At 64.6% G+C, this 14,220-nt stretch carries 9 protein-coding genes; 7 read left to right on the top strand and 2 right to left on the bottom strand.

Features of this window, described 5'->3' with window-relative positions:
* The first annotated feature begins 82 nt into the window (after window positions 1–82).
* The 3 genes from F1721_RS28855 to F1721_RS28845 are packed head-to-tail and all read left to right on the top strand — an operon-like array spanning window position 83 to window position 6,281.
* Window positions 83–1,600, top strand: a complete 1,518-nt coding sequence (locus F1721_RS28855) for a type I restriction-modification system subunit M (protein ID WP_150069951.1) — start codon at window positions 83–85, stop codon at window positions 1,598–1,600.
* On the top strand, window positions 1,597–2,805 hold the full coding sequence (locus F1721_RS28850) for a restriction endonuclease subunit S (protein ID WP_150069950.1): 1,209 nt from the start codon (window positions 1,597–1,599) through the stop codon (window positions 2,803–2,805). Before F1721_RS28855 ends, F1721_RS28850 begins: the two co-directional genes overlap by 4 nt.
* Before the next feature lie 35 nt (window positions 2,806–2,840).
* The gene (locus tag F1721_RS28845) at window positions 2,841–6,281 is read left to right on the top strand and encodes a DEAD/DEAH box helicase family protein (protein WP_150069949.1); all 3,441 of its coding nucleotides are present in this window, start codon (window positions 2,841–2,843) and stop codon (window positions 6,279–6,281) included.
* Between the two features lie 786 nt (window positions 6,282–7,067).
* On the opposite strand, the gene F1721_RS28840 is transcribed toward F1721_RS28845, so the two are convergent.
* Complete coding sequence (locus F1721_RS28840; RefSeq protein WP_150069948.1) at window positions 7,068–8,138, bottom strand: hypothetical protein; 1,071 nt, start codon at window positions 8,136–8,138, stop codon at window positions 7,068–7,070.
* Window positions 8,139–8,569: 431 nt separating this feature from the next.
* Window positions 8,570–9,487, bottom strand: coding sequence for a LysR substrate-binding domain-containing protein (locus F1721_RS28835; RefSeq protein ID WP_150069947.1), 918 nt, complete (start codon window positions 9,485–9,487; stop codon window positions 8,570–8,572).
* 79 nt (window positions 9,488–9,566) lie between these two features.
* On the opposite strand from F1721_RS28835, the gene F1721_RS28830 reads away from it, so the two are divergent.
* The 4 genes from F1721_RS28830 (at window position 9,567) to F1721_RS28815 (ending at window position 14,216) form a co-directional block, all read left to right on the top strand.
* Window positions 9,567–10,934: an MFS transporter gene (locus F1721_RS28830; protein WP_150069990.1), complete on the top strand. Its 1,368-nt coding sequence runs from the start codon at window positions 9,567–9,569 to the stop codon at window positions 10,932–10,934.
* Window positions 10,935–11,646: 712 nt separating this feature from the next.
* The gene (locus tag F1721_RS28825; RefSeq protein WP_150069946.1) at window positions 11,647–12,996 is read left to right on the top strand and encodes an MFS transporter; all 1,350 of its coding nucleotides are present in this window, start codon (window positions 11,647–11,649) and stop codon (window positions 12,994–12,996) included.
* Window positions 12,997–13,027: 31 nt separating this feature from the next.
* Window positions 13,028–13,732 (top strand): haloacid dehalogenase type II, encoded by a 705-nt coding sequence (locus tag F1721_RS28820; RefSeq protein WP_150069945.1) that lies wholly within the window; start codon window positions 13,028–13,030, stop codon window positions 13,730–13,732.
* Window positions 13,733–13,781: 49 nt separating this feature from the next.
* Window positions 13,782–14,216, top strand: coding sequence for a VOC family protein (locus F1721_RS28815; RefSeq protein WP_150069944.1), 435 nt, complete (start codon window positions 13,782–13,784; stop codon window positions 14,214–14,216).
* The last annotated feature ends 4 nt before the right edge of the window (window positions 14,217–14,220 follow it).

Here is a 14,220-nt window from a genome sequence, read left to right as displayed (position 1 = left end):
GGGAGCCGACCTGCATCAGGAGCCTGATGACATGCGACCACGCGCTCGCCAGTACCTTCTTACGCTGCGCTAGCCTGCTCGCGTGGTGACAGGTGAGCTGAAGAACAAGATCGACCGGCTGTGGGATGCGTTCTGGTCTGGAGGGATCTCGAACCCACTAGAGGTGATCGAGCAGATCACCTACCTCATGTTCATCCGTCGCCTTGACCAGATTGAACAGGGTAAAGAGCGCAAGGCGCGCCGCGCCGAGAAACCGGCGGAGAACCTGCTCTACACCGAGGACACACAGCACCTCCGTTGGTCGGTGTTCCAGAACAAGGCCCCCGAGGACATGCTGACCACACTCCGGGACGGTGTCTTCCCGTGGCTGCGCAACCTCGGCGGCGAGAATTCGACCTACGCGCACCACATGAAGGACGCGCGGTTCACCATCACTACTCCGAACCTGCTGACGAAGGCCGTGTCGATGATCAGCGACATCGACATGCGCGACAAAGACACCAAGGGCGATCTGTATGAGTACATGCTCAGCAAGATCGCGACTGCCGGGCAGAACGGCCAGTTCCGCACACCCCGCCACATCATTCAGCTGATGGTCGAGATGATGGCGCCTCAGCCGGGCGACGAGATCTGCGATCCCGCGTGTGGCTCGGCCGGGTTCCTGGTGGCCGCCGCCGAGTATGTCGAGCGCACACACCGCGACGCGCTACTTGCGCCGGAACAGCGAAAGCACTTCAACGAGAGCATGTTCCACGGCTTCGACTTCGACAGCACGATGCTGCGGATCGGCAGCATGAACATGCTGTTGCACGCGGTCGAGAACCCGGACATCCGGTACCGCGACTCACTCGGCGAGAACGTTGCTGACGACGCCAGCCGCTACTCGATGATCCTCGCGAACCCGCCGTTCGCAGGCAGCCTCGACTACGACGCGACCGCAAACGACCTGCAGAAGGTCGTCAAGACTAAGAAGACCGAGCTGCTGTTCCTCGTGCTCTTCCTGCGGCTGCTCAAGAACGGCGGCCGGGCCGCGGTGATCGTGCCGGACGGCGTGCTGTTCGGATCCAGCAAGGCCCACAAGACCGTGCGGAAACTGCTGGTGGAGGATCACAAACTCGACGCAGTGGTCAAGCTTCCCAGCGGCGTGTTCAAGCCCTACGCGGGAGTGTCGACCGCGATCCTGTTCTTCACCAAAACCAACAGCGGCGGCACCGACAAGGTCTGGTTCTACGACGTCACCGCGGACGGCTTCAGCCTCGACGACAAGCGCACCCCACTACTCAGCGCGGAGAAGCTTGGTCCGGTCGTCGACGGTGCACTGACCGACGACGAACACACCAAGAACAACCTCCCCGACGTCCTGGCCCGATGGCACCGTCGCAGCGGCAGCGAACAGGACCGCGCACGCACCGAACAGAGCTTCTGCGTCCCAAAGGAAGAGATCGTCGCGCAGGGCTACGACCTCAGCATCAACCGCTACAAAGAGATCGTCCACGAAGAAGTCGAGCACCGAGCGCCCGGCGAGATCCTGGACGAGCTTGATCGAATCGAGACCGAAATCCAGCAGGGCATGAGCGAGCTCAAGGGGATGCTGGGATGACTTTTGAGTTGGTTCCCCTTCATGAGGTAGCCGAATTTCATAGCGGCGGCACGCCTGATCGGAACCGAGCAGATTATTATTCGGGACGGATTCCGTGGGTCACAGGCGCAGACCTTGACGAAGACGGATCAATTCTGCCTCGTTATATGATTACAGACCAAGCCATTAGCGAATCTTCCACAGGCATTGCCAAAAAGGGCGACTTGCTGCTTGTCACCCGCACAAGCCTTGGAAAGGCCGCCGTGGTGCCTAGTTCCCTTATCTGCTTCAGTCAAGACATCACCGCGGTCCGCACAAACCCCGAAAAGCTCGACGCGCGGTACCTATGGCATTATATTCGATCACAGGCATCCTACTTTGCAAATCGAGCGCGTGGAGCTACAATTAAAGGTGTCACACGCGACGTAGTTCGACATCTACCTATTCCGCTCGCGCCACTACCCGAGCAGCGGCTTATCACGCGGATTTTGAATCACGTGGACTCGTTGCGCGCCAAGCGGCGCGAGGCAATTGCCTTGCTTAACGAGCTTTCCCAGTCCATCTTCCTCGACATGTTCGGCGATCCCGTCAGCAATCCACGGGCATGGACCGAAACAAAACTTGGCGACATGATAGTCGACAACCCAAAAAATGGCCTCTACAAACCGCAGAAATTTTATGGCTCGGGGTATCCGATCGTGCGCATCGATTCTTTCTACTCCGGCAAATTGATCGACCACGGCAAATTCAAGCGAGTCTCAGTAAGTGACAAGGAAGCGGAACAATACTTCCTCAAGGAGGGGGATATCCTAATTAATCGAGTCAATAGCTTGGAATACCTAGGCAAGAGCGCCCTCGTTGAAGGGCTCAGCGAACCGACCCTTTATGAATCAAACATGATGCGGTTTTCCGTAGACCGGAAACTCGCCGATCCTGCCTTTGTGAACACAGTACTGCAAAGCGGGCACATCAAGGGGCAAATTGCCTCAGCAGCGAAGAAGGCTGTCAACCAGGCAAGCATCAACCAATCCGATGTGAAGTCCCTTAGCTTTTATCTTCCCCCGCTCGACTTGCAGAGAGAGTTCGTTCGACGCAACGCAAGAATTCATTCTCACAAGGTAACTATGTTGAACGCGCTCGCTGAGCTCGACGCCCTGTTCGCTTCCCTGCAACACCGCGCCTTCCGCGGGGAGCTGTGGACGGAGGAGATCACTCCGGTAGCCTGATCGCGACGTCACGCTGAAGTGGGGGAGTCGCGACTGTGAGTAACTTCGGGTTCCTGCAGGCTGAGTGGCCGGATCTCCATCGGGAAGCCGTGCAGGCCGAACGGTTGGCGTTCGCTGACCCTCGGGCGTCAGCGTTCTACTCGCGCCGGGTGCTCGAACTCGCGCTGGAGTGGATCTTCGACGCGGATGCTTCGGTGAAGCGGCCGTATCGGACGGACCTGGCGTCGATGATCGCGGAGCCGACGCTCGTGAAGGTCGCGGGTCCTGGACTCCGGGCGAAGATGGACGTGATCCGGCTCCAGGGCAACCACGCGGTGCATCGGCGAGCGCCAGTCGCGAACCGGGATTCCGTGCGCGTGCTCGCTGAGCTGTTCCACGTGCTGTACTGGATGGCTCGCACCTACAGTCGCGACCAGCAGAACCTCCCCGCGCCGGGGCGTCAGTTCGACACCTCCGTGATCCCGCGTCCGGTGCCCGCCGAGGTGCGGATCAAGAAGCAGCGGGAACTCAAGGAGCAGGCCGAGAAAGCCGCGGCGCAGGCCGAGGAGCTTGCGGCGGAACGACGAAAGGCCAAGGAACTCAGCGCCGAGATCGTCGAGCTGCAAAAGCAGATCAAGGCTGCCAAGGCTGCCAACACGTCCATCCCGGACACCCACAACTATAACGAGAAGGAAACCCGCACCCATCTCATCGACCTGCTGCTCAAGGAAGCAGGCTGGGACCTGGACAAGCCGGAGGATCGCGAGTTCCCGGTGTCCGGACTGCCGGAGTCTGCCGCTCCATCCGGCAAGGGCAAGGTCGACTACGTACTGTGGGACGACGACGGCAAGCCGCTCGGACTTGTTGAGGCCAAGCGCACCACGAGGGACGCCAGGACCGGCCAGCATCAAGCCAAGCTCTACGCCGACGCACTCGAAGCCCGCTACGGGCAGCGGCCATTGATCTTCTACACCAACGGTTACGACACGTACTTCTACGACGACCTCAACTATCCGGCACGCCAGGTTCAGGGCTTCTACACCAAGGACCAGCTGCGTGAGGTGATCCAGCGTCGCGCGGGTCGTCGTAGCCTCATGAAGCTGCCGATCAACGAGGAGATCGCGGGACGCTACTACCAGTCGCGTGCAATTCGGCGGATCGCCGAGTCCTTCGAGCAGGACTCAATGCGCCATGCGCTGCTGGTGATGGCGACCGGAACCGGTAAGACCCGCACCGTCGTAGCCCTGACCGACCTGATGATGCGGGCTGGCTGGGCGAGCCGAATCTTGTTCCTCGCTGACCGCACCGCGCTGGTAAAGCAGGCGACCAACGCGTTCAAGCAGCACCTGCCTGGTACCCCGGTGGTCAACCTGCTGCAGGAAAAGGACCCGCACGCCCGCGTGTTCGTCTCGACCTATCCGACGATCATGAACCTGATCAACCAGGTCGACGAGGAAGGCCGGCGGGTGTTCGGGCCGGGGTTCTTCGACATGGTCGTCATCGATGAGGCCCACCGGTCGATCTTCCAGAAGTACAAGTCGATCTTCGACTACTTCGATGCGCTGCTCGTCGGGCTAACCGCCACGCCCAAGGATGAGATCGCCCGCAACACATATCGGGTATTCCAGCTCGAAAACGGTGTCCCCACCGACGTGTACAGTCTCGACGAGGCCGTTAACGAGGGCTTCCTCGTGCCGCCCCGCGCGGTCGAGGTGCCGCTGAAGTTCCAGCGCGACGGGATCAAGTACGACGAGCTCTCTGAAGAGGAAAAAGAAGAGTGGGAAGCCCTCGACTGGGGCGACGACGGACCGCCAGCCGAGGTCAGCTCCGCCGAGTTGAACAAGTACCTGTTCAACGCCGACACCGTTGACAAGGTCTTGCAGACCCTCATGAAGTACGGCCTCAAGGTCGACGGCGGTGACACGCTCGGCAAGACCATCATCTTCGCGGCCAACAGCAAGCACGCGGAGTTCATCGCCGAACGGTTCGACGCGAACTTCCCGCACTACAAGGGATCGTTCGCGAAGGTCATCACCTACAAGAAGGAGAAGGCGCAGAGCCTCATCGACGACTTCTCCGACCCGGCCAAGCACCCGCAGATCGCGATCTCGGTCGACATGCTCGACACCGGCATCGACGTGCCCGAGGTCGTCAACCTCGTCTTCTTCAAGCTCGTGCGGTCAAAGACGAAGTTCTGGCAGATGCTTGGCCGCGGAACCCGACTCGCACCCGACCTGTTCGGGCCGAACAAGAGCAAGGACGGGTTCTACGTCTTCGACGTCTGCCAGAACCTCGAGTTCTTCCGGCAGGACATGCCGCCTGCGGAAGGCAACATCCCGCCGTCGCTGGCGCAGCGGTTGTTCGAGAAACGGGCGGATCTGCTGCAGATTCTCGACGGTCAGATCGAGGACTCCCAGCGCACGACAAAACCTGACTCCGATGGTGCGCACAGTGACGCGGGACTGCGCTGGGATCTGGCAACACGGCTCCACGACGAGGTTGTCCAGATGAACCCGGACAACTTCCTGGTGCGGCCACACCGGGAATACTTCGACACCTTCGCTGACTTCTCCGCCTGGTTGGAGTTCACCCCCGAAGCGCACGCACAGGTCGTCGACCACCTCGCCGGGTTGCCGACCGCGTTCCGCGAAGCCACCGACAACGGGGAGGAAGCCAAGCGCTTCGATCTGCTCACGCTCCGGCTGCAGCTGGCAATCCTGCACGGCGACCCTGGGTATGACAGGTTGCGTGACCAGGTGCGCGAGATCGCTTCCGCACTGCTCGATTCAACGAGGATTCCGGCAATCAGGGCACAGCAGGAACTCCTCGACGAGATCAGCGGTGACGAGTGGTGGCAGGATGTCACGCTGCCGATGCTCGAGAACATGCGGCGCAAGCTGCGCGGACTCGTCCGGCTGATCGAGACGACGCAGCGGAACCCGGTCTACACCGACTTCGAAGACGAGTTGGGCGAGCTGACCTCCGCTTCGTTGAGCGGCATGAACCTCGGCACCGACTTCAGCCTGTTCCAGCACAAGATCCGGATCTACCTGAACACCCACCAGGACAACATGGTCGTCCAGAAGCTCCGGAGGAACCGGCAGATCACCACGACCGACCTTGCTGAACTGCAGAAAGTCTTCGTTGAGAACGGCCTGGCAACCTCCGCGGACCTCGACCTCGTGCACGAACGCGGTGGTCTCGGGATCTTCCTGCGCTCGATGACCGGACTGGAACGGGAGTCCGCGGTGCGGGCGTTCGACCACTTTCAGCAGGGCAAGACGTTCACCGCGAACCAACTACACTTCCTCCAGATGATCATCGACCACGTGTGTCGCAACGGCATCGTCGAGGTCGAAGCGCTCTATGAGTCGCCGTTCACGTCATGGGCTCCATCCGGTCCCGAAGACCTGTTCACCGACGCCGAGGTTGACGGCATCGTGTCGGTAATCCGGTCCCTCAAAGAGACGGCGATCGCCTCAGACGAGGTAGCGTAGGTAGGCATCGTGAGTTTAGCCCCGGAGGGCCTTTCTTCCAAACCGCGACCGGAACGGCAGTAGCAGGACCGATGTCATAGTGCGGACGGCCACCAAAGGCACCGGTGCTGCAGGGTTTTCGCATCGGTCAACGCGAACGGTGCCCCTTGCCCTCCGTATCCACCAAACTGTTGGTCTCCAACAACCGCTACGGGACCGCCTTCTACTGCGCGAAACCCGCCAGGCGACCAGGGTGATCGGCATCTCGAGACCGCTCTTGCCCAATTCCGTCAACCGCCCGCTGACATAGATCCACCTATGCCCGCACACCCCGGCGCATGGTGGCCACCCGGCCGGTGGCGCCCCTCGGCGCGCTGGCCTCTGCTCTGCTGCCGTTCCAGGTTTTGCCCCTCGGCTCCGGAGCTAGCCAAGTGAGCACCTAAGTGATGGTCTGCCTGGCAGCCCTCCTCGGCGCATCGGAGGCTGCACGACCCGAGCGGCCTACAGCAGGTCGGCCTGGTCTCGGCTCCCTCGGTACTGGCATTGGCGACGAGGGCGGTGGTATCTACGAGAACCTGCGCGCCGCCTGGGCTCCATGGCGATCACAACCGCGACCCTCGCGGTCGACGACGCCTACCTCCACTCCCGCCCGAACTGCTGGCCCCTCCCCCGGTCTCGCCGATGAGGACGCGGGCTGACCACACTCGACGCGGTCTGCATCGACATATCATCCCGTATACGCCCCCGGTTTTCCCGCCATCCCAACTAAAGATCTTGCTGCATGACTGACGAACTAGCCGGTACAGCTCAGGCTGAACCAACGCGCGAATTGCCGAGCCTGTCTGAGCTGACTCCGGCAACAACCGCTCTCCCCTGCCTAGTGCTAGTTTCGATCTGTTGCGCAACGAGTTCGGTCGCAGCGCCACGTGTACCGATCCAACCGTCACCCAGCAATCCCGTAAAGAGCGTGTTGTTCAAGTAACGGGGAGTCGACCTGTAATCAATTCTACGCCCCTTCTGTCCAGGTTGCAGATCGACCTCCATCAAAGCTTCAACATGTTCACGAGAGAGGTACATTCCTGGCACAAGGTCTTGAGTCCCAGGATCAAAGGGAACCGGGTCGCAAAACTTAAAGAAGGTCGCCGATTGAATCAAATGTATGTCGTCATGCCGGACATTAGTTTTACATGCATCGTCAATAGTGCGCATCCGAGACAACTCACGACCGAAGTTCTTATCACTGTCTGGCCAATACGTCAGCTCCTCTCCGCTAGAATTAAACTTCTTATACTGAACAAGAACAAATGAGCCATGGAACTTGTTCCAGTAGATTAGATCCACCCCAGTCTGCCGTTCCAGCTCTCGCGCGTTTGCATAGTAAATCAGCAGCTTGCGCTCACCTCTGCCATATCTCCTAATCGTATAATCAATGGAGCCGCCGTGCGACCAGCCAGGAACATACCCCATGTCGTTACGAATCAGGTCATCCTCGTGAGGTACAGCCTCACCCGGTATATCCCGATAGAATCGATCCGAATCCACGGATGACGGCCATTCTCTGATAATATCGCGTCCCATCGAGAAGGCAGTCAGTAGGACATTGCTCGCATCGCGCTGACTTATCGAATTCTCGGTGGCATTTCCAGTCGGCAGCGGAAGCGCCACCTTCCTCAGCAGCTGTTGCAAAATTCCGGCGAGCGCCGGGAGCTCCTGACTGATAGCAGAAATCACACGACTTCCGAGCCCCGTAGTAAGTGGACCATCAAATCGCAACAAAGCAGCGTCACTCTTAAGCTGTGCACTTATTCTAGAGAATGACACCAGGTCTGGCAGTGGATAAAACTCTTCGATTTCGATGCGCCGTTCGTACGAGCTCACCCGCTTACCAGGGACCGCTATCCCCAGGCCAACGACACACTCCTGAGAGCTATTTACGGCGTCAAGGAATACCACAAGGTAGCGACGCCGGAGCTTCCAGTCCTTGACGGGCGGAAGTGGACAAGCGAAAGCTGGACTATCAAAAAGATGCAAGGACTCGTTCAGCAGCTTCGCGCGCATAACGCCGGTAAGTCGGAGCAGCGCGACTCGGGGTTCCATCCGTCTAGCCTCGCATCCCACGACGAGGAGTTCGTGCCCTCCCCTAGCTAGCAGGTGCGGCGAAGCTGTTCCTCGCGACCGTGCACAGGCGCGACCGGCGAGATCTCCGAACGGTTCGAGCTGGACGAATCCGACTAGATCAAGCCGTTAGGAATCCATGGCGCGACGCATTCAGCCCGCTTCACCGAAACCAGGGGCCGGTAGACGTCGACCTATCCGGGCGGCGGGAGCAGGGCCGAGGCCGTGGCGCGGATCGCTTCCAGGGATGCCGTTACCGCTGGGTGTTCTCGGTGGCCGAGGCGGGTTGCCGCGGTGATTCGGCGGGCCGGGGCCGGTTCGCCGTGGAGGGGGAGGCGGACGACGGGCCAGTCGTCGTGCAGGCGGGCCAGGCGCGGGACGAGGATGATGCCGAAGCCGTGGGCCACCAGGGCCGCTCCGGTGTCCCACTCGTTGGCGTAGTGCGCGATGTTCGGGGTGAACCCGGCCGCCATGCAGGCCGTTCGGACCAGGTCGTGGTAGGCGCCGCCGGGGAGCGCCACGATCCACGGCTCGTCGGCCGCGTCGGCGAGGGTCACCGCGCGCAGCTCCGTCAGGCGGTGCCGTGCGGGCACCACCAGGTCCAGCGGGTCGTCGAGCAGCGGCTGCTGGTCGAAGCGCTCGTCGGCCGTGGACGGGGTGTCCGCCGAGTTGATCACCAGGGCGAGGTCGGCCTCCCCGGCCAGCAGCAGGTCGAAGCACCGGGCCGGTTCGGCTTCGATCACCCGGACCCGCAGGTGCGGGTGGCGCTCCCGCAAGGCGGCAGCGGCGGGTGGCAGCAGGTTGGTGGCAGCGGTGGAGAAGCCGCACAGGGTGAACGAACCGCTGGGTTCGTCGGCGATCGACGCGAGCTCGGCGTAGGCGCGTTCGGCTTGCGCTTGAAGCGCTTCCGCGTGGCGCAGCACCGTCCGGGCCGCCGCGGTCAGCTGGATGCCGCGGCCGCGCTGGGTCATCAGCTCGACGCCGAGTTCCTCGGCCAGCTGGCGCAGCTGGTACGAGACCGCCGACGGGGTGTAGTGCAGCGCGGCGGCAGCGGCGGTGACCGTGCCGTGGTGGGCCACCATCTGCAGCACCTTGAGCTTCGGATCGATCATTCAACTATTTTGCACGGTCATCTCGAAGATCGTTTGATTTTCCTTCCGGGTCTCGACGGGCAGCCTGGATGCCGTGACGATGCCGAACCCTCCTGTCGACCGCGCCCGCGAGATGCGCACCGGCGTGTACGTGCTGGTCGTGCTCACCGCCGGTGCCTACCTGCCCAGTCCGCTGTACCCGGCCTACCAGGGGGCCTTCGCGATCAGCGATCTCGCGATGACGCTGATCTACGCGACGTTCGCGCTGGTCAGCGCACCCGCGCTGCTGCTGTTCGGGTCGGCGTCGGACGCCCTGGGACCGCGGTCGGTGCTGCGGGCCAGCATCGCGCTGGCCGCGCTCGGCTCGGCCTGCTTCGCCTTCGCCTCCGGCCTGGGGTGGCTGCTGGTCGGGCGGGCCGCGCAGGGGCTCGCGCTGGGTGCGGCGACCGGGGCGGCGACCACGTTGATCAGCGAGCGGGCCCGGCTCAACGGCGCGGTGCTGGCCAGCACGGCCTTCGTCGCGGGCACCGCCGCCGGACCGATCGCGGGCGGCATCCTCGCCCAGCACGCACCGGCACCGCAGCTCCTGCCGTTCGTCCTGCACCTGGCGCTGCTCGGGATCGGCTGGCACCTCGTCGCGAACCTCTCCGGACGCGCACCGCGGACCGCTCGGTGGGCGCCGACCCGCCCGGAGATCCCGCAGGGGGCCCGGCTGCACTTCGCCGCCGCAGCGGCGACCGGGTTCCTCGCCTGGACGGCGGCGGGCCTGTTCCTGGCGGTCATCCCGGCCCTCCTCGACCGCAGCGGCCAGAGCGACCAGGCGGTGACCGGCGGCATCCTCGGCGCGGTGCTGATCTGCTCGGTGCTGACCCAGCCGCTCGTGCCCCGGCTCGGCACGCGCTCCGCGCAGCTCGTCGGGCTCGGCGCTCTGCTGACCAGCCTCGCCCTGCTGGCCAAGACCGCTGGAGGTTCGCTCCCGATCACCCTGCTCGCGGCGATCGTGGCCGGAGCCGGGCACGGCCTGGCCTACAGCGGCGCGGCGGCGGCCGTCGACGCGGTCGCACCGGCGGGCAAGCGCGGCGCCATCACCGGCGCGCTGAACCTGGCGTTCTACCTGGGTGCCGGGCTCCCCGCCATCGCCGTCGGACTCGTCACGCTCGAATACCCGCTGTCCAGCGCGACGTCGTGGGTCACCACCGCCGCAGCCGCGCTCGTCCCCCTGGCAGCTGCGGCGGTCGCCGTCACCCACCGCCCGGACCGGCACGCGTCCGGAACGCCGGGCGAGCGGGTGCTGCGTCGCTCGCGCTCTGCGGCAGCCGCACCGGAACCACGGCCGCAGCGAGCCACGACCTCGCGCCCCAAGCGCACCGCCACTCACTCCAGTCGTTCCCCGATCGCGTCGGCGAAGCGCTCTTCCGGCTTCAGGTGGCGCAGCTCCGGTTCGGCACGACGTCTCACCCGGCGCTGATGTCCTCGGGTGGTTGGAGGGAGAACGGGCAATCCGGTGCTGGAAAAAATCTGTTGCCGGTGCGGTGGGCCGCCGCCTAGCCTCCTCGGTACACAGGAAAGGAGGTGGTCCGACGTTGAATACCAACAGGACTTGTGAGGTGGCTGTCCGCTAGGACCGCCCACGGCACTCCAGCCGACCCGGCGTGCGATCGTCCTGCGGGACGCGACGCGGGTGAGCGGTCGGCGAATACCAGGCAGCTACCCGACCCCGGGGCCCCGAACTGCGTCCGGTTCGGCCCGTCGGACCACCGACGGGAAGCGGCCCCGGGGTTGCCTGCTTTCCGGGCCCGCCGCAAGTCGACTTCGACGAGTTCTCCATCCTGCTCCGGTCCGCAACCGCAAGTCCTGGTGCAGCACCTCAACAAGGTGTCGCATACGCCGCAGGCTCACAACCCGCCCTCGCAACTCGCACCGCCGCGGGTTCACGGTGCCCACCCCTCAGGGGTTCCTTCCGGCGAAGATGGCCCAACTGCCGTGTATTGGTCATGCATAGGCTGGGCACCCGGAGTCCGGGCGGGCGCTGAGGTTCCGCTACCGGCACCGCCGCGCAGAACGAGGTTGGAGAAGCTGAATACAGGAATCCCCTATCCCGCTGCGGGATTCACCACTGGGTGCGGTCTTCGCGACTTCCTAACGTGTCGGTCACCACTGACCTTGCGTGAGGACGTCTGATGACATCGACCCGATCCGCGGAGCGGTCTTCCAGCGTGCTGCGGGTGGGGGTGGCCGCCGGGGTCGGCACCTCCCTCGAACTGTACGACTTCACCATCTACGGCACGGCCGCGGCGCTGGTGTTCGGCGACGTCTTCTTCAAGACCGGCGACGCCTGGCTGGGCACCTTCCTCAGCCTGTCCACCTTCGCCGCCGGGTTCGTGATGGCCCCTCTCGGTGCCGCCGTGTTCGGCTGGATCGGCGACCGGAAGGGCCGCCGCACCGCGCTGTCCGCCGCGTTCCTGCTGATGGGGCTGGCCACGCTGGGCATGGGCGTGCTGCCCTCGTACGCCGTCCTCGGCGTCGCCGCGCCGCTCCTGCTCGTCACGCTCCGGCTGCTGCACGGCGTCGCGCGCGGTGGGGAGAGCGCCGGTGCCGCGGTGCTCGCGATCGAGCACGCGCCCGTGCACCGGCGCGGCGTGTACGGCTCGTTCGTGGCCCTGGGCTCGCCGATCGGGACGATCATGGCGAACTTCGCCTTCGCCCTGGTCCTGTTCCTGCCCGACGACGACGTGCGGGACTGGGGGTGGCGGCTGCCGTTCCTGGCCGGTGGGCTGGTCCTGCTCCTCGGGCTGTGGGTGCGCAAGGGCGTGGCGGAGAGCCCGGTCTTCCGGACGATGGTCGCCGACGAGGAGCACGACAGCCGGTCGAAGCAACCGCTGCTGGACGTGATCAGGTCCGACTGGCGCCGCATCGGGCTGACCGCCGGGATCAACATCGGGCTCACCGCAACCACTTTCACGCTGGTGACCTTCATGCTGTCCTACGCCACCGCCAGCGCTCCCGAGGGGCTCGGGCTGCCCCGGCAGGCGATCGTGAACGGCTCCCTGCTGGGCCTGGCCTGCCACGCGGTCCTCAACATCACCTCGGCGTGGCTGTCCGACCGCATCGGGCGCAAGCCGGTGATGCTCACCGGTGTCCTGCTGTCCCTGACCGCGGCGCTGGTGCTGTTCCCGATCTCCTCGGCGGGCACCGTCGCCGCGGTCAACACGGCCGTCGTCCTGGGCTTCGCCGGGACCGGGGTGCTCTTCGGGCCGATGTACACCTACTTCTCCGAGGTCTACCCCCGCGAGAAGCGGCAGTCCGGGGTCGGTCTCGGCTACCACCTCGGCGCCGTCCTCGGCGGCGGCATCACGCCGATGATCGCGAACCGGATCATCGCCACCACCGGCAACCCGCTCAACGTCGGCTACTACCTGGCCGCCCTGCTGACGCTGTCCCTGGTCTGCCTGCTGGCCCTGCCGGAGACCGCCCCGGCGCGCCTGGCCAAGCGAGCCGCCCGCACCGGGGCCAGCGCGCCGATGCGATGATCCCGGGACGTGCTGACAGGGGAGGTTGTCCGTGCGACGAGCGCCCAAGGCCCTGCTGTTCGACGTGCAGGGCACCGCGGTGGACTTCCACTCGACGGTCACCGCGGAGGCCCGGCGCATCAGCGCTGGTCGCTGCCCCGAGGTGGACTGGGCGGACTTCGTCCACCGCTGGCGGGCGGCGTACTCCGCAGCGCTCGCGGACACCCGCGGCGACCGGTGGACCAGCGTCCACTCCGTCTACCGCGACTCCCTCGACCGGCTGCTGCAGCAGGACGGCATCACGACCTTCACCGGGCCCGAGCGCGAGGAGCTCGCGCTGGCCTGGCAGAAGCTCGTGCCGTGGCCGGACACCGTTGAGGGCCTGACCCGGCTGAAGACCCGCTTCACCGTCGCGACGCTGTCCAACGCGGACGTGTCCGCCGTGGTGAACCTGTCCAAGCGGGCCGGTCTGCCGTGGGACGCGGTCTTCACCGCCGAGATGGCCGGGGCGTTCAAACCGGACCCGGTCACCTACCGGATGGCGGCGACCTACCTCGGCCTGCCACCGGCGGAGATCATGATGGTCGCCTGCCACAAGTACGACGTCCGCGCCGCGGGCGCGCTGGGCATGCAGACCGCGTTCGTGGCCCGCCCGCTGGAGTTCGGCCCCGGCGGTGCCCCCGACGTGTCCTTCGAGGACGAGTTCGACGTCAACGCGACCGACTTCCTCGACCTCGCCCACCAGCTCGGCTGCTGACCGATCACATCCGGGCCGCGGTGATCAGCGCGCCCACTAAGCTGGTCGGATGACATCGGTCAAGCAGTTCCAGGTCGCTTTCGACTGCGCGGAACCCATGCGCGTCGGCCGCTTTTGGTGCGAGGTGCTGGGGTACGTGGCACCGCCGCCGCCGGAGGGGTTCAGCACCTGGGAGGAGTACAACAACTCGCTGCCGGTCGAGCAGCGGGACTCGTGGTTCGTCTGCTCCGATCCCACCGGGGTGGGCCCGCGGCTGTTCTTCCAGCGCGTTCCCGAGGGCAAGGTGGCCAAGAACCGGGTGCACCTCGACGTGCGGGCCGCGACCGGGCTCGTGGGCGAGGAGCGCCTCGCCGTGCTCGAGGCCGAGTGCGCCCGGCTGGTCGCGCTCGGTGCGGTGCGGGTGCGGCTGCTCCCCGCCGACGGCGAGGAGGAGTCGTGCATCGTGATGCAGGACGTCGAGGGCAACGAGTTCTGCCTCGACTGACGTC

The sequence above is a fragment of the Saccharopolyspora hirsuta genome, from assembly GCF_008630535.1.
Lineage (GTDB): Bacteria > Actinomycetota > Actinomycetes > Mycobacteriales > Pseudonocardiaceae > Saccharopolyspora > Saccharopolyspora hirsuta.
Note: the sequence above shows the minus strand (reverse complement) of the source record. Positions and strands in the feature narration are given on the sequence as shown.

Bases quoted from the DNA above. Each gene is read 5' to 3' on its own strand.
- F1721_RS28850 (WP_150069950.1), top strand. From the start codon at position 1,597: ATGACTTTTGAGTTGGTTCCCCTTCATGAGGTAGCCGAATTTCATAGC.
- F1721_RS28815 (WP_150069944.1), top strand. From the start codon at position 13,782: ATGACATCGGTCAAGCAGTTCCAGGTCGCTTTCGACTGCGCGGAACCC.
- F1721_RS28835 (WP_150069947.1), bottom strand. From the start codon at position 9,487: ATGATCGATCCGAAGCTCAAGGTGCTGCAGATGGTGGCCCACCACGGC.
- F1721_RS28825 (WP_150069946.1), top strand. From the start codon at position 11,647: ATGACATCGACCCGATCCGCGGAGCGGTCTTCCAGCGTGCTGCGGGTG.
- F1721_RS28830 (WP_150069990.1), top strand. From the start codon at position 9,567: ATGCCGAACCCTCCTGTCGACCGCGCCCGCGAGATGCGCACCGGCGTG.